This is a genomic window from Streptomyces thermoalcalitolerans, from assembly GCF_039525155.1.
Taxonomy (GTDB): Bacteria; Actinomycetota; Actinomycetes; order Streptomycetales; family Streptomycetaceae; genus Streptomyces; species Streptomyces thermovulgaris.
Window position 1 is genome coordinate 12,820 of the sequence record NZ_BAAAHG010000036.1, and the last position, 20,913, is coordinate 33,732.

The 20,913-nt window shown below is 72.2% G+C and carries 19 protein-coding genes and 2 pseudogenes; 7 read left to right on the forward strand and 14 right to left on the reverse strand.

What is annotated here, in order from left to right; all coding sequences use genetic code 11:
• The first annotated feature begins 2 nt into the window (after positions 1–2).
• Positions 3–824 carry an AraC family transcriptional regulator gene (locus ABD224_RS19755; RefSeq protein ID WP_344051700.1) on the forward strand — a complete coding sequence of 274 codons (822 nt, stop codon included), beginning with the start codon at positions 3–5 and terminating at the stop codon, positions 822–824.
• A gap of 19 nt (positions 825–843) precedes the next feature.
• Here the strand turns inward: ABD224_RS19755 and ABD224_RS19760 are convergent, their stop codons facing one another.
• Positions 844–1,386 carry a type III secretion system chaperone family protein gene (locus ABD224_RS19760; protein WP_344051702.1) on the reverse strand — a complete coding sequence of 181 codons (543 nt, stop codon included), beginning with the start codon at positions 1,384–1,386 and terminating at the stop codon, positions 844–846.
• A complete protein-coding gene (gene mshA, locus ABD224_RS19765) occupies positions 1,367–2,716 on the reverse strand; it encodes a D-inositol-3-phosphate glycosyltransferase (protein ID WP_344051704.1) in 1,350 nt (449 codons plus the stop codon). The genes ABD224_RS19760 and mshA overlap by 20 nt, the downstream gene beginning before the upstream one ends.
• Before the next feature lie 341 nt (positions 2,717–3,057).
• Between mshA and ABD224_RS19770 the strand changes: the two are divergent.
• The 3 genes and pseudogenes from ABD224_RS19770 to ABD224_RS19780 form a co-directional block, all read left to right on the forward strand.
• Positions 3,058–3,840 (forward strand): annotated as a pseudogene (locus ABD224_RS19770) (class I SAM-dependent methyltransferase); the annotation flags it as partial.
• Positions 3,841–4,010: 170 nt separating this feature from the next.
• Complete coding sequence (locus ABD224_RS19775) at positions 4,011–5,147, forward strand: C40 family peptidase (protein ID WP_344051706.1); 1,137 nt, start codon at positions 4,011–4,013, stop codon at positions 5,145–5,147.
• A gap of 159 nt (positions 5,148–5,306) precedes the next feature.
• Positions 5,307–6,731 (forward strand): PP2C family protein-serine/threonine phosphatase, encoded by a 1,425-nt coding sequence (locus tag ABD224_RS19780; RefSeq protein WP_425581019.1) that lies wholly within the window; start codon positions 5,307–5,309, stop codon positions 6,729–6,731.
• Between the two features lie 18 nt (positions 6,732–6,749).
• Here ABD224_RS19780 and ABD224_RS19785 read toward each other — a convergent pair whose 3' ends face one another.
• The 4 genes from ABD224_RS19785 to ABD224_RS19800 all read right to left on the reverse strand — a co-directional run bounded on the left by ABD224_RS19785 (position 6,750) and on the right by ABD224_RS19800 (position 9,632).
• Entirely contained in the window at positions 6,750–7,091 is a 342-nt protein-coding gene (locus ABD224_RS19785) for a DUF2516 family protein (protein WP_344051710.1), read from the reverse strand.
• 147 nt (positions 7,092–7,238) lie between these two features.
• Positions 7,239–7,967 (reverse strand): hypothetical protein, encoded by a 729-nt coding sequence (locus tag ABD224_RS19790; RefSeq protein ID WP_344051712.1) that lies wholly within the window; start codon positions 7,965–7,967, stop codon positions 7,239–7,241.
• 98 nt (positions 7,968–8,065) lie between these two features.
• Entirely contained in the window at positions 8,066–8,704 is a 639-nt protein-coding gene (locus ABD224_RS19795) for a helix-turn-helix domain-containing protein (RefSeq protein ID WP_344051714.1), read from the reverse strand.
• Between the two features lie 79 nt (positions 8,705–8,783).
• The gene (locus ABD224_RS19800) at positions 8,784–9,632 is read right to left on the reverse strand and encodes a putative RNA methyltransferase (protein ID WP_344051716.1); all 849 of its coding nucleotides are present in this window, start codon (positions 9,630–9,632) and stop codon (positions 8,784–8,786) included.
• 495 nt (positions 9,633–10,127) lie between these two features.
• On the opposite strand from ABD224_RS19800, the gene ABD224_RS19805 reads away from it, so the two are divergent.
• On the forward strand, positions 10,128–11,207 hold the full coding sequence (locus tag ABD224_RS19805) for a MerR family transcriptional regulator (RefSeq protein WP_344051718.1): 1,080 nt from the start codon (positions 10,128–10,130) through the stop codon (positions 11,205–11,207).
• A gap of 156 nt (positions 11,208–11,363) precedes the next feature.
• On the opposite strand, the gene ABD224_RS19810 is transcribed toward ABD224_RS19805, so the two are convergent.
• From ABD224_RS19810 to ABD224_RS19820, 3 genes are all read right to left on the reverse strand, one after another.
• Entirely contained in the window at positions 11,364–13,634 is a 2,271-nt protein-coding gene (locus ABD224_RS19810) for a phosphotransferase (RefSeq protein WP_425581016.1), read from the reverse strand.
• A gap of 261 nt (positions 13,635–13,895) precedes the next feature.
• Positions 13,896–14,645, reverse strand: a complete 750-nt coding sequence (locus ABD224_RS19815) for an HAD family hydrolase (protein ID WP_344051722.1) — start codon at positions 14,643–14,645, stop codon at positions 13,896–13,898.
• 29 nt (positions 14,646–14,674) lie between these two features.
• Positions 14,675–15,559 (reverse strand): winged helix-turn-helix domain-containing protein, encoded by an 885-nt coding sequence (locus ABD224_RS19820; RefSeq protein ID WP_344051724.1) that lies wholly within the window; start codon positions 15,557–15,559, stop codon positions 14,675–14,677.
• A gap of 173 nt (positions 15,560–15,732) precedes the next feature.
• Between ABD224_RS19820 and ABD224_RS19825 the strand changes: the two genes are divergently transcribed.
• Entirely contained in the window at positions 15,733–15,921 is a 189-nt protein-coding gene (locus ABD224_RS19825) for a hypothetical protein (RefSeq protein WP_344051726.1), read from the forward strand.
• Positions 15,922–15,967: 46 nt separating this feature from the next.
• Here ABD224_RS19825 and ABD224_RS19830 read toward each other — a convergent pair whose 3' ends face one another.
• The 4 genes and pseudogenes from ABD224_RS19830 to ABD224_RS19845 all read right to left on the reverse strand — a co-directional run bounded on the left by ABD224_RS19830 (position 15,968) and on the right by ABD224_RS19845 (position 19,212).
• Positions 15,968–16,873, reverse strand: a complete 906-nt coding sequence (locus ABD224_RS19830; RefSeq protein ID WP_425581017.1) for a winged helix-turn-helix domain-containing protein — start codon at positions 16,871–16,873, stop codon at positions 15,968–15,970.
• Between the two features lie 411 nt (positions 16,874–17,284).
• Positions 17,285–17,413 (reverse strand): annotated as a pseudogene (locus ABD224_RS19835) (sterol carrier protein domain-containing protein); the annotation flags it as partial.
• 31 nt (positions 17,414–17,444) lie between these two features.
• On the reverse strand, positions 17,445–18,431 hold the full coding sequence (locus ABD224_RS19840; RefSeq protein WP_344051730.1) for an asparaginase: 987 nt from the start codon (positions 18,429–18,431) through the stop codon (positions 17,445–17,447).
• 91 nt (positions 18,432–18,522) lie between these two features.
• On the reverse strand, positions 18,523–19,212 hold the full coding sequence (locus ABD224_RS19845) for an RsiG family protein (protein ID WP_344051732.1): 690 nt from the start codon (positions 19,210–19,212) through the stop codon (positions 18,523–18,525).
• A gap of 209 nt (positions 19,213–19,421) precedes the next feature.
• Here ABD224_RS19845 and dtd point away from each other — a divergent pair, with 209 nt between their 5' ends.
• On the forward strand, positions 19,422–19,847 hold the full coding sequence (dtd, locus tag ABD224_RS19850; RefSeq protein WP_344051734.1) for a D-aminoacyl-tRNA deacylase: 426 nt from the start codon (positions 19,422–19,424) through the stop codon (positions 19,845–19,847).
• Between the two features lie 92 nt (positions 19,848–19,939).
• On the opposite strand, the gene ygfZ is transcribed toward dtd, so the two are convergent.
• Positions 19,940–20,905, reverse strand: a complete 966-nt coding sequence (ygfZ, locus tag ABD224_RS19855; RefSeq protein WP_344051736.1) for a CAF17-like 4Fe-4S cluster assembly/insertion protein YgfZ — start codon at positions 20,903–20,905, stop codon at positions 19,940–19,942.
• Positions 20,906–20,913: the final 8 nt, after the last annotated feature.

Genomic DNA, 20,913 nt, shown 5'->3' on the forward strand with positions numbered 1-20,913 from the left:
GCATGGCCCCCCAGCGGAACGTCTCCGTCTGGCGCCCGCGCATCCCGGGCGTCGTCGAGGTGTTCCACGCGCACTTCACCGAGTACGCCTACCCCATGCACGTGCACGAGGTGTGGACGCTGCTGATCGTGGACGACGGCGCCGTACGGTACGACCTGGACCGGCACGAGCACGGCACCCCGCACGACACGGTGACCCTGCTGCCGCCGCACGTCCCGCACAACGGCTCACCCGCCACTCCGCACGGCTTCCGCAAGCGGGTGCTGTACCTGGACACCACCCGCTTCGGCGACGAGCTCATCGGGCCGGCCGTGGACGCGCCGGACCTGCGCGATCCCCTGCTGCGCCGGCGCGTGGGCCAGTTGCACGGCGCGCTCGGGCGGCCCGGTGACGAACTGGAGGCCGCCAGCAGGCTGGTGCTCGTCCAGGAACGGCTGCAAGACCATCTGCGGCGCCGGACCGATCGCGCCGCCGCCCGTCCGCGCCGCGATCCCGCGCTCGCCCGCTCGCTGCGCGAGCTGCTCGACGAGCGGGTCGTCCAGGGGGTGTCGCTGGAGGAGGCGGCGCGGCTGCTGCACGCCCATCCCGCCCATCTGGTGCGGGCGTTCAGCACCGCCTACGGCATCGCCCCGCACCAGTACCTGATGTCCCGCCGGGTGGGCCGCGCCCGCCGGCTGCTGCTGCGGGGGCGGGCGCCGAGCGAGGTGGCCGCGGTGACCGGGTTCTACGACCAGGCGCACCTCACCCGGCACTTCAAGAAGCTGGTCGGTGTGACGCCGGGCGGGTACGCGCACGCGGTGAGAGGGTCCCGCGGCCTCGGGTGACGCGGTGCACGAGCCGGGCTCAGCCGTCCGAAGAGGTCCGGTCCCGGTCGTCCGAGGGCCGGGTCAGATGCGCGAACGCCTCGAGGTTGCGCGTCGACTCACCGCGTGAGACGCGCCAGGCGTACTCCCGGCGGATCGCGGAGGCGAAGCCGAGCTCCAGCAGGGTGTTGAAGCTGCCGTCGGCCGCCTCCAGAACCTGGCCGAGCAGCCGGTCGATCTCGTCGGCGGTGACGGCGGCCAGCGGCAGCCGGCCGGTGACGTAGATGTCGCCGAGCCGGTCCACGGCGTAGCTCACCCCGTACAGCCTGAGGTTGTGCTCCAGCAGCCAGCGGTGGACGCCGGACTCGTTCTCGTCGGGGCGGCGGATGACGAAGGCGTTGAGGGAGAGGGAGTGCCGGCCGACGATCATCTGCAGGGTGGTGGAGAGTTTGCGGGTGCCGGGGAGTTTCACCACATAGGTGCCGGGCCGGGGGCTCTCCCACTCCAGTCCGGTGTCCTTCAGGACCCCCTCGACGACCTGTGTCGCGTGCTGCTGTGCTGCCTCACCCGTGGCGTTGCCCATGAGGGGAGCGTACGCGACGCCGGCGGGACTGCAGGGCGGCCGTGTACACCTCGGCGGTGGCCGCCGCCGAGGCGTCCCAGCCGAAGGACCGCGCGTGCCGGGCGGCGGCGGCGCCCATCCGTTCGGTGAGGTGCGGCTCGTCGGCGAAGGTGCGCAGCACGCGCGCGTAGGCGGCCGGGTCGTGGCCCTGGACCAGGAACCCGGTCTCGCCGTCGCGCACCGCGACCGGCAGTCCGCCGACCGCGGCGGCGAGCACCGGGGTGCCGGTCGCCTGCGCCTCGATCGCGACCAGGCCGAAGGACTCGCTGTAGGAGGGGACGACCAGCACGGACGCGGCCCGGAACCAGTCGGCGAGCCGGTCCTGCGCGACGGGCGGATGGAACCGTACGACGTCGGTGATGCCGAGCCGGGCCGCGAGTTTCTGCAGGCCCTCGGGTTTGGCGAGGCCGCTGCCGCTCGGGCCGCCGACGACGGGCACGACGAGGCGGGACCGCAGCTCGGGCCGCTCCCCGAGGAGGATCCCCACGGCCCGCAGCAGCACGTCGGGGGCCTTGAGCGGCTGGATGCGGCCGGCGAAGAGCGGGATCAGGGCGTCCTGCGGCAGCCCGAGGCGGGCGCGGGCGGCGGCGCGGCCGTCGGCGGGGCGGAAGCGGGCGAGGTTCACCCCGGGGTGCACGACGGCGACCTTGGCGGGGTCGGCGTCGTAGTGCCGTATGAGTTCGTCGGCCTCCTCGCCGGTGTTGGCGATCAGCCGGTCGGCGGCGTCGACGATCTGGGTCTCGCCGATGACGCGGGCGGGGGGCTCGGGGGTGTCGCCCTCGGCCAGGTTGGCGTTCTTGACCTTGGCCATGGTGTGCATGGCGTGCACCAGGGGGACGCCCCAGCGCTGGGCGGCCAGCCAGCCGACGTGGCCGGAGAGCCAGTAGTGGGAGTGGACGAGGTCGTAGTGGCCGGGGCGGTGGCCGGCCCAGGCCTGCATCACGCCGTGGGTGAAGGCGCACAGCTGGGCGGGCAGGTCCTCCTTGGCCAGGCCCTCGTAGGGGCCGGCGTCGACGTGCCGGACGAGGACGCCGGGGGCGAGTTCGACGGCGGGCGGCAGGTCCCCCGCGGTGGCCCGGGTGAAGATCTCCACCTCGATGCCCTGGGCGGCCAGGCGCTGGGCGAGCTCCACGATGTAGACGTTCATGCCGCCCGCGTCGCCCGTGCCGGGCTGGTGGAGGGGGGAGGTGTGCACGGAGAGCATGGCCACGCGGCGCGGCCGGCGATGGATCCGCAGCCGGGAGGTCGCCACCGGGGAGCGGCGCCCGAGCCTGCCGAGGTACTGGCTCACGTGGCGTTCCTCCTTGGTGCGGCTTGTTGCGGCTTGTTACGGCTTTTACGGCTTATCGCGGCTCATTGCGGGCATGCCGGACAGAGCGCGCCGGGCGCCCCGCACAGGGCAACGCCCTCGGGGGGCGGGTCCATTTCCGTCGTCGAACTCTTTGCCGAATCATTACCGATTGTCGATCAATCGTTCGATATCGGGTTCCCTGCCGGGGATGCGTCACACGCGTGTGGTGTGCGCGACGTCCGGGCGGGCGGCGCCCCGCGCCCCCTACCCTCTTGTCCATGGCCTCCCGCGCAGCACCCCTCCCCCCTTCCCGGTCTCGCTCGAGCGGGAGAGCCCCCGTCGTGGGAACGGTGACGCGCGGGACGACCAACCCCAACCGGCTCCGTCGCATGGACCGCTGGATCGCGGCCGTGCACGGGGCCGAGCTGCGGCGGGCCGACGATCCGGTGGCCGTCGACCTCGGCTACGGCGCCGCCCCCTGGACGGCGGTCGAGCTGCTGCACCGTCTGCGCACCGCCGCGCCCCGCGTGCGCGTGGTGGGCGTGGAGATCGAACCGGCGCGGGTCGCGGCCGCGAAGCCGTACGAGCGGGACGGGCTGGTCTTCCGGCACGGCGGCTTCGAGGTGCCGATCCCGCAGCGCCCGCACCTCATCCGCGCGGCCAATGTGCTGCGGCAGTACGACGAGACGGAGGTGGCCGCCGCCTGGGAGCGGCTGTGCGCGCGGCTGGCCCCGGCGGACGAGCACACGCGCGGGGGCCTGCTCGTCGAGGGCACCTGTGACGAGATCGGGCGCCGGCACGTATGGGTGGCGCTCGGCCCGGAGGGGCCCCGCACGGTCACCTTCGCCACCCGTCTCGCCTCCCTGGACCGCCCGTCGGACCTGGCCGAACGCCTTCCGAAGGTGCTCATCCACCGCAATGTCCCCGGGGAGCCGGTGCACGCCTTCCTGCGCGACTTCGACCGCGCCTGGGCCGCCGCCGCGCCCTACGCCTCCTACGGCGCCCGCCAGCGCTGGATCCGCGCGGTGCGCGACCTCGCGGCCCACTGGCCGGTGACGGACGGGCCGACGCGATGGCGGCAGGGCGAGGTGACGGTGCGATGGGAGGCGCTGGCACCGCGCGGCTGGACCGTGCCCCCGGCCCGGTCCGTCAAAGGAACGGCCCTCGCGGGCCGCTCGCCGTCCGGGCAGGAGGGCGACGCGGGGGAAACCTCCCTCTGTCGTCCTGCGCCGGAACGTGACAAGATCCCCCGGAGACCGTAAGTTACTGACGGTTAACCATATGGGGGGCGGATATGGAACGGGGCAGACACACCGTGCTCGCAGCGGCTGCGACCGTGGTCTGCGCGATCACCCTGCTGAGCACACCGGGCACGGCGTCCGCGGGCGTGCTGTCCGACCCGGCACCGGCGCCGTCCGCCTCCCCGTCGGCCACGGCCCCGCCGGTCACGCTCCCCGTGGACAAGGACCTCGAGAAGGTCCGCGCCAAGCTGGACAGGCTCTACCACGACGCGGCCCTCGCCACCGACGCCTACAACGCGGCCGCGGAGAAGACGAGGAAGCAGTCCGCCGAGATCGCCGAGCTGACCCGGAGCATCGCCGAGAAACAGCGGAGACTGGACGACCTGAAGGAGCGCGCCGGTGCCGCGGCCCGCGCCCAGTACCGCCTGGGCGGTCTGCCGCCCGAGGCCCAGCTGCTGCTCGGCGGCGACCCGCAGCTCTTCCTCGACGGAGCCGGCCGGATCCTGCAGGGCGAGCGGGCCACCAAGGCCCTGATCGAGGAAACGACCCGCACCCAGCAGGACTTGAAGCAGTACGCGCGGGACGCCGCCGAGCAGCTGCGGAAGCTGGAGGCGAACCGCAAGGCCAAGGCCGCGGCCAAGAAGCGGATCGAACAGCGCATCAAGGAGGCCGAGCGGCTCGAGGCCTCGCTGGAGAAGCGGCAGCGCGAGCGCCTCGCCCAACTGGAGCGGCGGGCCGCCGAGCGGGCACAGGCGGCCTGGCTGAGCACGGGAGTCCTCAAGGAGATCAGCGGCAAGGCCTCCCCGGCCGGCAGAAAGGCGGTCGAGTTCGCCATGGCCCAGATCGGCAAGCCCTACGAGTGGGGCGCCGAGGGCCCGGCGTCGTACGACTGCTCCGGGCTCACCTCGCAGGCCTGGGCGGCGGCCGGCCGCCTCATCCCGCGCACCTCGCAGGAGCAGTGGAAGCGGCTCGAGCGCGTGGACATCACCAAGATGCGGCCCGGCGACCTGATCATCTACAACCGCGACGCCAGCCATGTCGCGCTGTACGTCGGCGACGGCATGATCGTCCACGCCCCGCGACCCGGGCGGACGGTGACGCTCGCGGGGGCGGGTTCGATGCCGATCCTGGGCGTCGTACGGCCGGACCCGGACCGGGCCCCGGACGCGAGGCGCCCGAAGGGCCGGTGACACCGGCCACGTGACGCATCGCACGCCGGCTCGCGGCCGGCTCCCGGACGACGCGTGACCTTCGTCATTCCGCTTCCACCGTCGCCCTGCCCAATTCCGCCATGTATCGCGGCATATGCCAGTGGCCGGCTGCCGAACGACGTGCCGCACACCATTCCGCTGGAGCACCGACTACCGCTATGGTCCCCGTCGGTGGGGCGAGGCCCCTCGTACCCATCACCCCCGGGGGGAGGGAAGGAACCCAGGACGATGCCCGTGCCCGTACCGCGGCAGAGAGTCCCGGCCGCGGACAGTGGCCAGGCGCAGACCATGCAGACCACGTCCCCCGGCGGCGGCCCCTCGACCGCATGGGCCCCGCCCGCCGGGACGACGGTCGAGAAGGACAGCCGCGACACCGCTCCTGACGCCGGCAGCCCTCTGACGCTGCTGCTGATCGAGGACGATCCCGGTGGCTCGCCGATCGTGCCCGAGCTGCTCGACTCCTCCGGCAAGCCGATCCGGATCCGTACGGCCCGCAACCTCACCGAGGCCGCACGTCTGCTCACCGACGACGTCCACTGCATCCTGCTGGACCTCGCGCTGCCCGCGCCCGGCCGGTCCGCCGGCGCCGACGACGAACTCGCCGTGCTCAAGCAGGTGCTCGAACTCGCGCCCCGGCACGCCGTTCTCGCGCTGACCGCCTCCGGCGACGCCGAGCGCGGCGCCCAGGCGGTGCGGGTGGGCGCCCAGGACTACCTGTTCCGTGACGAACTGGACGGACGGCTGCTGAACCGCGCGATCCGCTACGCGGTGGAACGCAAGCGGTCCGACATCGCCGAGCGCCGGCTCGCCGAGGGCAGGCTGCGTGCACAGGAGAACCGCCGCCTGCAGCGGGGCCTGCTGCCGACCCCGCTGCTGGAGGGCTCCACGCTGCGCTTCGCCGCCCGCTACCGCCCCGGCCGCTCGCGCGCGCTGCTCGGCGGCGACTTCTACGACGCCGTACGCACCCCCGACGGCACTGTGCACGCCATGATCGGTGACGTCTGCGGGCACGGCCCCGACGAGGCGGCGCTCGGCGTGGAGCTGCGCATCGCCTGGCGGGCGCTGACGCTGGCGGGGCTGTGCGGGGACGAGCTGCTGACCACGCTGGAGCAGGTGCTGGAGCACGAGCGTTCCGACGAGGAGATCTTCGCCACGCTGTGCACGGTGGACATCGCACCCGACGGACGCCGGGCCGGCCTGTGCCTGGCCGGCCATCCGTCACCGCTGGTGATCGCTCCGGACGGGTCGGCCCGGCTGCTGCCGTACGACGACAACGGCCCCGCCCTCGGCCTGCTGTCCGACGCCCGCTGGCCCCGGACGCAGGTGGAGCTGGGCGAGCAGTGGAGTCTGATGCTCTACACCGACGGCCTGATCGAGGGCCGGGTGGAAGAAAGCGGCGAACGGCTCGGCCAGGACGGCATGGTGGAGCTGGTCCGCCGTCAGCACGCCCGGGGCCTGCGCGGCGAGGACCTGCTGCGGGAAACCGTGAGCGAGGTGCGCAGGCTCAACGGCGGCGAGCTCACCGACGACGTGGCCGTGGTCCTGCTGGACCGGGAGCCGTGAGGGCGTGCGGCCCCGGGCTCACCGTCCGCCGTTGTAGGGCCCGTACGGCCCGTCGCTGCTGCTGCCGCGGCGCCCCCACCCGCTGCCGCCGCTGACCTGCTTGAGCGCGGGGCGCACATCCACGATGTAGACGATGCTCGCGATCACACCGATGATCGGCAGGAACGAGAAGATCGGGAACAGATAGCTCACGACGAGTGCCAGGCCGAGGATGATCAGCCAGAACACCTTGTTCTGCTTGTCGGCCGCCCGGAAGGCGTCCTCGCGCCGGAACGCCGCGTCGAACAGTCCGAACGCGGCCAGGCCCATGAGGAGGAGCTTCAGGATCCCCAGCAGCCCCGCGAAGCCGGTCATCAACATGTTGCCACCGCCCGTTCTCTCCCGATTCCCAGACCACCGTACCCAGAGAACGGGCCGGACACCCCAAGGGTGCCCGGCCCGAACGCCCGTCGCCCTCCGGGGGAGGCATCCCGCGTCCGCCGTCCGCCCGGTGCCGCCTGCCCGGCGTCACTTGGCGGGCGGGGTGCTCTTCTTCCCGGCGGGCGAGGCCTTGCGGCCGTTCGGGGCCTTCTTGCCGGAGGCCTTCCTGGCGGCCTCGGACTCGCCCGCGGCCGTGGCGGACTTGTCGCCGTTCATCTCGACCGCATCGGCCTTGACCTCGACGGGCGCGGTCTTGGACTCCGCCTTGGACTCGGACTTGGGCTCGGACTTGGGCTCGACGGCGGCGGCGAGCTCCTCGACCTCCATGGCGACGTCCTCGATGCCCTCGGCGGCCTGACCGCGCCAGGTCCGCAGAGCCTGCTCGCCGTGCTCGGCGACCTTCTCGTAGGTCTCGCGGGCCTTCACGGCGTACTCGGCGGCGACGCCGACACCGCGCAGGGCGAGGTCCTGGGCGGTCTCACCGAGCTTCTTCAGATCGGAGTCGAGGTTGGCGCCGAACTTCTTCAGGTCGGAGTCGAAGGAGTTCAGGAACTCGGCGATCTTGGCCTGGAGGGTCTCCTGCGTCTCCCTGACCTTGGCACCGGCCTCCTTGGCGCGGGCCGCGGCCTTCGCCTGGACGGCCTTCGGGTCGGTGTTGCGCACCGCCTCGATACGGGCCGGGGCCTCGGCGCGCAGCTGCTCCATCAGGGCGGGCACCTTCTTGGCCTGCTGCAGGGCCAGGTCCGCGGTGCCCGCGGCGAAGTAGAGGGGCTTGGGGTCACGGAAGGTCTTGCGCAGCTCGTCGGTGATGGCCATGGTGAGGGTCCTCCCGGATGTGCTCGTGGCTGAGATGTGTGGGTGCCGCGGCTGAAGGGGCCGGCTGCCCGGCCCTGCCGGACCGTGCGGTCGCGGGGTCACCGGGATCGGTCGGCCGCCTGCTGCGGATCGGCGTCCTCGCCGTCGGACGTGCGGGTACGGCGTCGCCCGGCGGAGCCGGAAGCGGAGTCGGTGCCGGTGCGTATGCCTCTGCCGCCGCCACCGCTGCCGTCGACCGTGCGGTCGCCGTGCGCGGTGGTGCCGCCGGCGGCGTCCTCCCGGGCGGGCGGGCCGTCGTGCTTCCCGCCCTGTGCCTCGCCGTGCACCTCGCCGTCCTTCCCCCGACCGTCCGCCCGGCCGGACGCCCGGCTCTCCGCCTGGGCGGTCCCGAACCCGTTCTCCTTGCGGAAGGACTCGTAGATCTGCAGCAGCACCTGCTTCTGCCGCTCGTTCAGCGAGGGGTCGGCGAGGATGACGGCGCGCGTCTCCACCTCGCTCCGGTCCCGCTCGGCGTCGAGGATGCCGGCCCGCACATACAGCGTCTCGGCGGAGATCCGCAGCGCCTTGGCGACCTGCTGCAGCACCTCCGCGCTCGGCTTGCGCAGTCCGCGCTCGATCTGGCTCAGGTAGGGATTGGACACCCCGGCAGCCTCGGCGAGCTGCCGCAGCGACAACTGCGCGTTGCGCCGCTGCTCGCGCAGGTACTCACCGAGATTGCCGACGTTGAGCGATGCCATGCCTCCACCTTGCCCCACCCCTGCTAACAAATGCAAGCAACTTGCTTGCAAGAGTGTGCCGCGTGTCCGCCGCCCGTGGTCACCGGGGCCGGTAGGAGGTGGCCAGCACCGAGACGGTGACCCGGCCGGGCAGGGGACCGCGACCGATCGGGTCCGTGAGGGCCAGATGGCGTGCGCTCGGTGTCATCCCCACCAGGTCGACGGCTTCTTGCCCGGTCAGGGGAATGGTGTACGTGATGTGCCGGGTGCCGGCGGCCGTGAAGTGGGGCTCCAGCGCCCGGCGCAGACGCCGTTCCTTGTCCGGGTCGACCGTGACCATCCCGGGGATCCGGGCCCGCAGCTCCGCCAGATGCCGCTCGGTGGGACGCACCACGATCAGCCGGCCGGCCGGACGGAGCACCCGGTGGAACTCGGGCGGGTTGCGCGGGGCGAACACATTCAGCAGGACGTCGACCGTCCGGTCGTCGACGGGGAAGGGACGGAAGACGTCCCAACTCGCCGCGGCGACCCGCGGATGGGCCCGGGCCGCCAGGCGCAGGGCGCGTACCGAGGTGTCCAGCCCGAGGCCGCGGGCACCGGGCAGCCGGTCGAGCACCCCGGCCAGGTAGTAGCCGGTGCCGCATCCGATGTCCACGACCGTTCCCCCACCGGGCAGGGCGTCGGCCGTCAGCTCGGTCAGGGCCTGGCGTATGGGGTCGTATCCGCCGGTGGACAGAAAACGCTGCCGGGCCTGGACCATGGCCGCGTCGTCACCGCTGGTGGCACGGGTGCCGGTGAGGAGGCTGACATAGCCCTGGCGGGCGATGTCGAAGGTGTGGCCCGCCGGGCAGCGCAGTGAGCCGCGGTCGGGCCGGAGACGGGCGCGGCACACCGGGCAGCGCAGCACATCGAGGAACAGTTCGAGAGCAGGGGGAAGCAACGCGGGCACGAGGCACTCCTGGCAGCGGGGGAAGGGAAAGGACCGTGGCTTGTACGCGCTCTCACAGCCGCCGTCTCCGGAAGAACGGGACCCGGCATCGCGCCCCCTGAGTGCGGGCGGCGCCGAGAAAGTGGATCACGCACCAGGCACGCCGAGGAGGGCGGCACCGTACGGCACCGCCCTCAACGCCTGGTGATCACAGATCCTGGGTGTGCTGGGTCCACATGCCTCCACCCTACGTGCCGTGCCGCAGGCCCTCGCCTCCGCGGTCGGGCGACACGGCCCTCCGGGCCCGCCGATACGCCGAACGGCGGCCGAGGCGTTGCTCTCCCGTTGGAGACCCGCCGGTTGAACGGGCCGGCTTCCTCCGCCGGTCACACAGCCTCCGACCGGCCGGGAGGCCGCCGGACAGAACCGGACGGAGCTCCTGGTTGACCTTCACCTTGGGGAAACCCACAGCATCAGTGGGGCCAGGCGACGCGCCTGGTACGAGGAGGAACGAGCATGGAGTTGCTGACCATCGGGACGTTCGCGAAGGCGTCCCGGCTGTCACCGAAGGCGTTGCGTCTTTACGACGAGCTCGGCCTGCTGACTCCCGCTCGCGTCGACCCGGTGACCGGCTACCGCCTCTACGCACCGGAGCAACTGGATCAGGCCCGGCTCGTCGCCTGGCTCCGACGACTCGGGATGCCCCTCGCCCGCATCCGGCACGTCTGCGCCCTGGCGGCGGGTCCGGCAGCCGAAGAGGTCCGTGCGTTCTGGGCCGAGGTCGAAGCCGACACAGCCGCACGGCGGGACTTGGCCACCTTCCTCATCGACCATCTCTCCCGGAAGGACCCCGGCATGTCTGCGACCACCAAGCCCCTGGGCATCCGTTACGCCGCACTGTCCGACACCGGCCTTGTCCGTGAGAGCAACCAGGACACCGTCTACGCAGGGTCCCGCCTTCTCGCCGTCGCCGACGGCTACGGCAGCAAAGGTGCCCCCGCGAGCGCCGCCGCTGTCGACGCGCTCAAGAGCCTCGAAACCGGCAGCTTCCCGGCGGGCCGTCTCCTCAACGCCCTCGAGGACGCAATCGACCAGGCCAAGCAAGCCGTGCACGGCATCTGCGGACCCGCCCCTTCCTCCGAGGACACCGGGACCACGCTCACCGCGATGCTCTGGACCGGCTCGCAGCTGGCCCTCGTCCACATCGGCGACTCCCGCGTCCACCTCCTGCGGGACGGAGAGCTGTTCCAGATCACCCACGACCACACCATGGTGCAGTCGATGGTCGACGAAGGGCGCCTCAGCCCGGAGGAAGCCGCTTCCCACCCCCAGCGGTCCCTGCTGATACGCGCTCTGGGCCAAGGAGCCGACTCCGCACCCGACATGCGTCTGCACGACGCCCGGCGGGGAGACCGCTACCTGCTCTGCTCGGACGGCCTGTCCACCGTCGTGCCGGCCGAGGAAATCCACCGAGTGCTCTCCGGCATCGGCGAGCCCGAGCAAACGGTCCGCGAACTCGTCGCTCTCGCCAACGGCTCCGGCGGTCCCGACAACGTCAGCTGCGTGGTCGCCGACGTCATGGAGCTCCAGCAGTAGGAGCGAGCGGCATGCACTTCGCGTTGCGCCAACTCCGCTCCCGCGAACTCATCCGCGAGGCGGAGGCGTACCGACTCGCCCGGCAGGCCGGGAAAACCCCATCGGTCCTCCGGCCCTCGCCGGCCAGGGGCGGGCCGTCCGGTCAGGAACCGGACGTCAGAGGGACCAGGCGCCGGCGGAGCGGTCCGGTGGCGGGAAGGCCGGGTTTCCGGTTCCGGCGGGGGCCTGCCGGGTCAGGGCGTGCAGGAGGTACGGGTTCGCCGCCGGACGGGCCGTCAGGCCCAGGGAGGCGGTGGCCGCCGCGAGGGTCATCGCGTAGGAGTCCACGGCGCGGCGGACGTTGGGGGCGTCCAGGCTCGCTCCGGTGACCAGGCGGTCCAGGTCGATGTAGGCGGAGCGGACGGTCTCGAGCCAGCGGTAGACGCGCCAGTCCCGGCGCCAGCCGGCCGTGTACGCGGCGGGCAGACGGCGCTCCCAGCGCTGGAACATGCGCTCGCGGATCTCCGGGCGGGTCGGCGTGAGGTGCATGTGCCGGACCAGGTCGTACAGCGGGTCGCCGATCAGCGCCATCTCCCAGTCGATGATGGTGAGGGCACGGGCGTCGTCGCGGCGTACGAGGTTCCAGGGGTTCAGGTCGCCGTGCAGGAGGGCCGGACGGCGGGGCCTGACCCGGAAACGGGAGAGGATCTGCCCGAGCCGGGAGGCGTCGGGCAGGCCGAGGAGCCGGGCCGGCTGCTTCGTCTCCTCGGGCAGCCCGTCCACCAGGAGCACCAGCTGGTCGCAGAGCCAGGGAAAGAAGGTCTCCTCGCCCGCGACCGGGTCGAGTCCCGCGTAGTCGACGTCCGTCAGCGCGCACAGCTGGTCGACGAGCGCGTCCGCCTCGTGCGGCCACAGGCCGTGCTCGGGGTGGCGGGGCGGGCCGTCGGTGTCCTCGGAACCGACGTAGGTGTGGATGGCGTACGGCTCCCCCCGGTGGCTGCGGCCCAGGGCGAGGACCCGCGGTGCCGCCACCGGGACGCCCGACTGCTCGATGGCCCGCAGGACGGCGTGCTCGCTGAGGAAGCTCGGCTCGCGGCGGCAGGCGCCCGCCACCTTGCGGCGCACCACGACCGGGGAGGGGAACTCGGGCACCCTTACCACCGAGTTGAGGTGGGTGGTGCCCTTGAAGACCCGGTCGGCCGGGGCCATGCCCTCGGCGAGCAGGGCGTGTTCGACGGCGGAGGCGGGAAAGTCGCTCCGCTGCGCAAGGCGCGGGTCCGGCGACCACGGGATCGTCTCCCGCGCCCGGCCGGCGCCGCCGCGCGCCGCCGTCCGGGAGGCCCGCCAGCGGAAGAGGACACGCTCGATCTCCGCGGCGTCCGGGACGTTCCGGAGCCCCAGCGGTTCGGCGCCCGCCTGGAGCGCCCGGTGCACGCGGGCCGCCGCCTCGTCCAGGCTCCTCTGGTCGGACGTGTCCCGCAGACTCCGCACGGCCCGCATCACCTCCGGGTAGACGGACTGCGCCCGTTCGAAGGCGATGTAGTGCCGCAGGTCCCGGGACAGACCGTTCACGGCGGCCGGGCGGACCCGGAACATCGCGTCCGCCCAGGCGTCGACGACCTCGGGCCACTGGTGGGACGGGTACCGCATGCGGACGAGGTGGGTGGCGAGGTCGTGCAGGGGGTCGCCGTAGCCGGCGAGGTCCCAGTCGACGCAGGTCAGGGGCGGGTCGCCGGCGTACGGCATGATCAGGTTGTTGCGGTGCAGGTTGGTGTGGAGCAGGCCGAAGGGCCGCCGGCTCATGGCCGGCACCCGCTCCCGCAGCCGGACCAGGGCGTCCTCCGGAATGCCGAGCGCCGCGAACAGCCCGCCGTAGCGGAGCCAGTGGGGCCGCCGGAGCTGCTCGTCGGCGAGGTGGGCCAGCGTCCGCAGAAAGCCCTGGCTGTCGGTGTGGTTGTGGGGCCAGAGCGGGGGCAGGGCGGGCAGCGCGGTGCGCCGCACCTGGGTCATCCGGGCGAACAGCTCCGCCACGGCCCTGACCAGCAGGGTGTCGACGGGTTTGCCGTTCCCGCGGACACCGGCCAGCGGCACCCCGTCCACATGGCTGTGGACGGCGAAGCCGCCGCCGGCCGCGAGACGTTCGGGGACCTGGGGCAGGACGGCCCGGACGGCGTCCAGGATCCGCCCCTCCTCCTGCCGGGGCCAGGTGCGGACGGCCACCGGCAGGGCGTCGGCGCACCAGATCCGCACGGTCACGCGGGTGCCCGCCGGGCGGCCCACGAGGGGCGCCACCTTCGCGGTCACGGGCACGACGCGGGTGCGGTGGTGGTGCCCGCCGCCTCCCCGCCCCGGCACGGCGGTCCGCACGAACGCCTCCAGAGCCGGCTCCGCGGCGCCGGCCGCGGCGTGTCCCCCAGAGGGTTCCCGGGAAACGGGCGGTGCCTCCACTGGCCGCTCCGGTTCGGTCGCACAGGTGACAGGTTGGGCAAACGGTAAGCCGGGAGTCCCGGCCTCGCGATGCGAGAAACGGCCGAGTCGGCACAAAGGGTGACGTACCGCTCTTTCCGCTTCTTCCGGTTCTCCCGCTCCTCCGCGTCAGGTCTCCGCGGGGCCGTGTCCGCCTTTCCCGGCCATGGGTGTGCCATGGCCGTACGTTCCCGTGACCGTACGGACAAACGGAAGCGCTCGCTCGGGCACGGTGCGGGAATGCTAGCGCACCCTCCCGGTCCGCTCCGCCGACCGCCGCCGGGCCGATAGAATCCGCAGAATGGGCTCCAGCGACCCCACTATGACGGTGGCGCCCGCCTCTCTGAGCAGCCTCTCCTTGCGGGCGGTGCGGGCGTAGCCGAGGAAGGGCACGCCGGCCCTCCGGGCGGCCTGGTGGTCCGAGGGGGTGTCGCCGATCATCAGGGCCCGGGCGGGCGTCGCACCCGTCGCGTTCAGGGCCCGGTTCAGGCAGTACGGGTCCGGTTTGAGGTGCCGCAGATCCTGGGTGCGCCCGTAGACATGGGGGGAGAAGCAGGACGTGAGGTCACGGCGGTCCAGGTAGGTGCGGGCCACGAGGGGCGAGTTGTTCGTGGTGACCGCCAGGCGGGAGCCCAGCGCCGTCCAGGTGCGGATCAGCGGGTCGGCGTACGGCGTGGGCCGGGCGGAGGCGGCGGCGCGCATCTCCTCCTGGGTCAGCCGGGCCTCCAGCTCCCTGACCAGGTCGCTGCCGGGGCACTGGCGGTCGACGGCCCGCAGGACGGCGTGCGGGTCCGGCGACTGCCGTTCGGAGTCGGTCAGCAGGCCGTGCATCCCCCGGCCCTTCAGCCATCGCACCAGTTCGGCCGCCACCCGGTCCGAGGTGTGCCCCGCGAACAGACGGCAGATCGGCCCGTCGAAGTCCCACAGCACGACCCGGGCACGCGTGATCAGATTCCACAGCTCCTCGGTCTCGTCCCCGGTTCGAGCTGTCACCGTTTCGGTCTGCGTCGTATCAGAAGTCACTAGGAGAGTGTCAGATCCGACGTGATGGTTTCCCAGAGGGCGTCGAACCACTTCTGGGACTCCTCCACGAACGCGGCGTCCCGCTGTCCGGTCGTCCTCTCGAAGTGGAACAGCAGGGACTCCGTGCCGAGGACGTCGTACATGTCCAGCGTCCCGCCGTCCTCCTGCTCCTCGCGGCGCGCGATCATGTAGTACGCCATCAGCGCCTCCGTGCCGTTGAGCAGGTACAGCTTGACCGGCGGGGTGAAGGGCAGCGCGCGGAAGGCCACCCGGACGTCGATGCCGTGGGTGGCGCGCAGGGCCAGCAGATTGTGCCGGAGCACATGGCCCTGGGCGTTGCGCTGGGCGAGCCAGCGCTGGTGGACCGGATCGTCGTCGTCCTCGCCCGGTCCGTCCACCGACACCGGGAAGGCCAGGTCGATGTCCCGGGACGGCAGCAGGATGCGTACGTCGATCGCCTCGGGGCGCAGCCGGCCCTCGTGGATCAGACGCACGGGCTCACCCAGGGCGATCATCAGGGTCTCGGCGGTGAGACAGGCCGCGTCGATCCGCACCCGGCGGGCGGAGAAGGCCTCCACGAGCCGCGGTGCGAGGCCCACCATGGTCGGCTGGGGTTCCGCGCGGGCGGCGGCGGGGGCGGCGATCCGCGGCGGACTGCCCTTGGTGATGTTGCTGAGCAGACCGTCCTCCTGGAGCACCCGGAGTGCCTGGCGCACGGTGCCGCGCTCCACTCCGAACTCCTCGGCGAGCTCGGCCTGGGTGGGCAGCCGGTCGCCCGGCTGGAGCACACCGGTGTGGATCCGTTCCCGCAGGGCGTCGGCAATCTCCTGGGGCGTGCTTCTTCTGCTGCCGTTCATGGCCACGCTCTCCTGAGTCACAACCAAACGCTACAACTCCTACCCATCTAAGGGGAGTTGTTTGAAATCTGTTTATAGATGGCTGCCAAGTGGGGACAACTACAACGAAGTTGGTAGCCAACTCGTTCAAGTTGGCAGAGATTACGCCTCCTGGTACGCCCTCGTACCGGCCCGCAGCCGTCCGAAAGGGGGGAGTCGCCGTGCCCGCTCTCGCTCTTCTGTCCGCCGCCTTCGTCGTCGGCCTGGATCAGTTCGTGCAGTGGAAGTACGGCACCCCGGGCGTGATCGGTCTGATGCTGCTCACCGTCGGCGTCAAGGCCAAGAGCCCCGCCCTCAGTTCCGCGGGGGCGGTGGTGCTGGCGATGCTGCTCGCGGGCCCCTCCCCGTGACCGGTGCGCATGGTCGGTCGACCTGTGCGCACGGCCGGTCCGGCCGTCAGTCCATGAGCGTGAGCTCCGAACTGATCGTCTCCCACAGTGCGTCGAACCACAGGTGGGACTGCTCCACGAACGTCGTCTCGCGCGGGTCGGTCCCCCGCTCGAAGGCGAACAGCATCGACCGGGTGCCCTCGGCGTCGTAGAGCTCCAGGTGCTCGTGGTCGATCTCCTGCTCGCGCCGGCGCAGCGTGTAGTACGCGAACAGCGCCTCCGTGCCGTTGAGCAGGTACAGCTTGACCGGCGGGGTGAAGGGCAGCGCGCGGAAGGCCACCCGGACGTCGATGCCGTGGGTGGCGCGCAGGGCCAGCAGATTGTGCCGGAGCACCCGTCCCTGGGCGTTGCGCTGGGCGAGCCAGCTCCGGCGCAGCCGCCCGGCGGCGGAGGCGTCGTCCACCGGCGTGGGGAAGGCGAGGTCGATGTCGCGGCTGGGCAGCAGGACGCGGACGTCGACCTTGGCCGGTTTCAGTCGCCCGGCGTGGATCTGCCGCAACGGTTCTCCCATGGCCAGGGTGAGCGAGATCGCGGTCAGGCACAGGGCGTCGATCCGCACGTGGGAGGCGTCGAAGGCGGCGGCGACACGGGGGACGAGGCCGACCATGGCGGGCTGCGGCGGGGCGGCGGGGCCGACCGGGGGCCGCCCCGGGTCGTACGCGACGGTCGCCGGGCTTCCCTTGGACACATTGGTGAGCAGACGCTCCGCCTGCAGGATGCGCAGCGCCTGGCGCACGGCTCCTCGCTCGACGCCGAACTCGACGGCCAGTTTGGCCTGGGTGGGCATGCGCTGACCCGGCCGCAGCACACCGCTCGTGATCCGGCGGCGCAGCTCGTCGGCCACCTCGCGGTGTGTTCTCCGTGCCCGCCGCGGCCTCTTCCGCCCCTTGGCGGAGGCATATTCCGGGTCCACGTCCAAACAGTACAACTTCTCGCCATCTTGCGGCAGTTCAAGGAAAGGTGGTTATGAGCCGCTTCCAAGTGGAGATAAGAGGAGTGAAGTTGGTAGCCAACTTGAACAACATGGTCAAACTTTCCAAGTGTTGGCCACCAGGGTGACGGTTGGGGTACACCGGACCGTGCTTCCTTCCGGAGGGGAGCCGGGAGCGCGGCCGGTGGAGGAGCCAACGAAAAGCGGCAGCCGGCACACGGCGCCGCACGGCACAGCCACAACTGAACAGACGGCGCACAGCCACAACTGAACAGACGGCACAACTGAACAGACGACGCACAGCCACAACTGAAGACCGTCAGCACAGCCACAACTGAACAACCGGACTACGGATACGCCATCGCTGTCCGCCGTCATCGACGGAAGGAGCACTCAGAACCTGTCCGGGCACCAAGGGCGCCCGGACGTGCGCAGCAGGGCGTCGGCCATACGGGCGGCGCCCGCTCGTTCTTCCTGGACCCGGCCGAGCGCCGCGAGCCGCACGGCGGACTCGTCGCCGAGCACCGACAGACGGGCCGTGCGGTCGGCGCGTTCAGAACACCGCCCGGATCTCCCCCACCTCCTGTCCGCCGCCCAGCAGCGGGGCGTGCCCGATGCGGTCGAGCACGGGGGCGTTCAGGCCCGCCAGGGCCAGGGCGCGGGCCAGGACCGGGCCCAGGGCACGGGTCGCACCGTCCTCGATCTTGAAGGCGAGGGCGCGGCCGTCCGGAAGGGCCACGGCCTGGACGGCCTCCGCGCCCACCTTGGAGAGGGTGCCGGGGAGTTCACGCATCAGCCAGGTGTCGATGCGGCGGGTGCCGGCGACGTACTCGGGGTGGGCGCGCATGGCGTCCGCGACCCGGCGTTCGGGGGTGCCGGGTGCGGCCAGGACGAAGGCGCGGAAGGCGCGGGCCAGGCCCGTGAGGCTGATCGCCATCAGCGGCGCGCCGCAGCCGTCCGTGCCGACCGCGGCCACCGGCTCCTCCGCCGTCTCCTCCACACCCTTGTGGATGAGCTGCTGCAGCGGGTGCTCCGGGTCGAGGTACGACTCCAGGGGCCAGCCCCGCAGCGCGCAGGCCGCCAGCATCGCGGTGTGCTTGCCGGAGCAGTTCATCACCACCCGGTCGCGCACCGCCCCGGACGCCAGGTAGTGCTCCTTCTCCTCCGGGTCCAGCGGCAGGTCCGGCGGGCACCGCAACTGCTCCGGGCTCAGCCCGTGCTCGTCGAGCATCGTGCGGACCAGATCCCGGTGAAACGTTTCCCCGGAGTGGCTGGCGGCCGCGAGGGCAAGGCGCTCGCCCTTCAGGTCCAGTCCGGCGCGCAGCACGCCCGCCGCCTGCATCGGCTTGTTGGCCGAGCGCGGGAAGACCGGTGCGGTCACGTCCCCCAGCGCGAGCTCCACCGAACCGTCCGTGCCCAGCAGCACCAGGCTGCCCCGGTGCCGCCCTTCCACGAACCCCGAGCGGACCACCTCCGCCAGGACGGGGGAGGTGACGGACGCCGGTGCTGACGACGCCGACGACACTGACGACACGGACATGGCGATGGCCTTCCGGGACGACGGGCTGGGAAAGCTGAGGCACCGGGTGACCGGCCGTCCGCGCCGGCCCGGGGTCTCCACGACCGTCGCGTCAGGCGAGCAGGTCGTCCACCTGTGCCTCCCCCTCACGGTACCTGCGGGCGATCTCCGCGCTGCAGTCGTCGGCCGTGCGCTGCAGCTCCTGCCGCCGCCCGGACACCTGCTGCTCGTACCGCACGAGCCGTCCCATCGCCGCGCCCAGCTCCGCGTCCGTGCGGGCCCTCAGGTCCGACAGCTCGACCTCGGCGAGCATCTGCGCGGCCAGCCTCCGGTACTCCTCCCCGTGCGGCGTGTCGAGCGTCACATGGCGGGCCGAGGAACGCTGCCGTGCGGGCGCGTCCTTGAGGATCTCCGTGAGCCGCTCGACGAGGGAGGTCTGCCCGGGCGCGGGCCCCTGCCCGGAGTCCGGGGCGGACGCGGACCCGCGCCGGGCCAGTTCCGCGCGCAGGATGTCGATCCGCCCCTGGAGCAGCCGCCGTACGTAACTCAGGTCGGCCTCGTCCCGCTGCGCCCGCCGGCGCAGGGCGCGCAGCTCGGACAGGCTCAGCGCGGTCAGGTCGGGCTCCGGCGGATCGGCAGGCACCGCCGGTTCCACCAGTTCCGCCGGTTCCGCCGGTTTCGCGGGCTCCACGGGCAGCGTCGGGCTGTCGGTGCGCTGCACGGGCGGCCGGTGGCCCTCCGGAATGCCCCCGTGGATCGGCAAGGCCGCCTTGGGCTGCCGCTCGGTGCTCGATGTGCTCATGCCCCTCAACCGTCCCCTCGACCGGCACGTACGGGAAGCATCGTGCCACTCCGAGTGGCCAGTATGTGACCGGGCGCCCCTGATCAGCCCCGTATAGGGGGTTATGGATCACAAAGAAGCACGATATGGACTTTCTTCCGGCCTCTTCCGAGCCCTTCGGACAGGGGCACCCCCGGGCACCCGGACGGCCGACGGGCATGATGGTCGCCATGCGTGCAGTGGTGCAGAGAGTGGACGGCGCGAGCGTCGTCGTGGACGGCGAGACGGTGGGAGCGATCGAGGGCGAGGGGCTGTGCGTCCTCGTCGGCGTCACCCACGAGGACACCAAGGAGAAGGCGGCCCAGCTCGCCCGCAAGCTCTGGTCGATCCGCATGCTGCACGACGAGAAGTCGTGCAGCGACACCGGTGCCCCACTGCTGGTCATCAGCCAGTTCACGCTGTACGGCGACGCCCGCAAGGGCCGCCGTCCCACCTGGAGCGCGGCTGCTCCGGGAGAGGTCGCCGAGCCGCTGGTCGAGGAGGTGGTGGCCCAGCTGCGCTCGCTGGGCGCGACGGTGGCGACGGGCCGGTTCGGCGCGCAGATGCGGGTGTCGCTGACGAACGACGGCCCGTTCACCGTCCTGCTGGAGGTGTAGGCCGCCGGTTCCCCCGGGAACGCGGAGGTTCCGGGTGAGGTTCCCGGGGGTCCCCATGAGGTTCCGGGGACTACGGCATGAGGTTCCGGGGGCTACGGCTCGACGACGACCTCCTGTGCCGCCGCCGTCTCCCCCACCAGCAGCCGCGCGTCCACCGGGACGTTCCGCTTGACCAGGGCGAGCGCGACCGGGCCGAGCTCGAAGTGCCGTACGGACGTGGTCACAAAGCCGATCTTGCGGCTGTCCGGCCCCTGGTCGGCGAGACGGATGTCCGTGCCGTGCGGCGGCAGATGCACCTCGCTGCCGTCGAGGTGCAGAAAGACCAGACGGCGCGGCGGCTTGCCGAGGTTGTGCACCCGGGCCACGGTCTCCTGACCGCGGTAGCAGCCCTTCTGCAGATGGACGGCCGTACCGATCAGACCCACCTCGTGCGGGATGGTGCGGTGATCGGTCTCGAAGCCCAGCCGCGGGCGGTGCTGCTCGACGCGCAGCGCCTCGTAGGCGAGGATCCCGGCCGGCGGGCCGGCCGTCCGGGCGTACGACTCCAGGTCCGCGCGCGGCAGGAACAGATCACGGCCGTACGGGGTCTCCCGTACGACGACCCCCTCGGGCACCTCCGCGATGGAGCCGGCCGGCAGGTGCACCACGGCGAAGTCCCCGGTGCGGTCGGCGATCTCGACCCGGTAGAAGAACTTCATCGACTCCAGGTACGCGATCAGCGCCTTCTGGGTGCCGGGCTCCACGTGCGCCCAGACCGTCTCGCCGTCGTCGACCAGGTAGAGCGCGTGCTCGATGTGACCGTGCGGGGACAGGATCAGCGCCTCGGTGGCCTGGCCCGCGGGCAGCTCGCTGACGTGCTGGGTGAGCAGAAGATGCAGCCAGCCGAGCCGGTCCTCGCCGGAGACGGTGACGACACCACGGTGCGAGAGGTCGACGAATCCGGTGCCGTCCGCGAGAGCGCGCTGCTCGCGGAACAGGTCGCCGTAGTGGGCGGCGACGCCTTCGTCCACACCCTCGGCGGGAACGGCGCCGGGCAAGGACAGCAGGGGACTCTTCATGGAGGAAA

Bases quoted from the DNA above. Each gene is read 5' to 3' on its own strand.
- ABD224_RS19755 (WP_344051700.1), top strand. From the start codon at position 3: ATGGCCCCCCAGCGGAACGTCTCCGTCTGGCGCCCGCGCATCCCGGGC.
- ABD224_RS19760 (WP_344051702.1), bottom strand. From the start codon at position 1,386: ATGGGCAACGCCACGGGTGAGGCAGCACAGCAGCACGCGACACAGGTC.
- ABD224_RS19775 (WP_344051706.1), top strand. From the start codon at position 4,011: ATGGAACGGGGCAGACACACCGTGCTCGCAGCGGCTGCGACCGTGGTC.
- ABD224_RS19785 (WP_344051710.1), bottom strand. From the start codon at position 7,091: ATGTTGATGACCGGCTTCGCGGGGCTGCTGGGGATCCTGAAGCTCCTC.
- ABD224_RS19790 (WP_344051712.1), bottom strand. From the start codon at position 7,967: ATGGCCATCACCGACGAGCTGCGCAAGACCTTCCGTGACCCCAAGCCC.
- ABD224_RS19795 (WP_344051714.1), bottom strand. From the start codon at position 8,704: ATGGCATCGCTCAACGTCGGCAATCTCGGTGAGTACCTGCGCGAGCAG.
- ABD224_RS19805 (WP_344051718.1), top strand. From the start codon at position 10,128: ATGGAGTTGCTGACCATCGGGACGTTCGCGAAGGCGTCCCGGCTGTCA.
- ABD224_RS19840 (WP_344051730.1), bottom strand. From the start codon at position 18,431: ATGTCCGTGTCGTCAGTGTCGTCGGCGTCGTCAGCACCGGCGTCCGTC.
- ABD224_RS19845 (WP_344051732.1), bottom strand. From the start codon at position 19,212: ATGAGCACATCGAGCACCGAGCGGCAGCCCAAGGCGGCCTTGCCGATC.
- dtd (WP_344051734.1), top strand. From the start codon at position 19,422: ATGCGTGCAGTGGTGCAGAGAGTGGACGGCGCGAGCGTCGTCGTGGAC.
- ygfZ (WP_344051736.1), bottom strand. From the start codon at position 20,905: ATGAAGAGTCCCCTGCTGTCCTTGCCCGGCGCCGTTCCCGCCGAGGGT.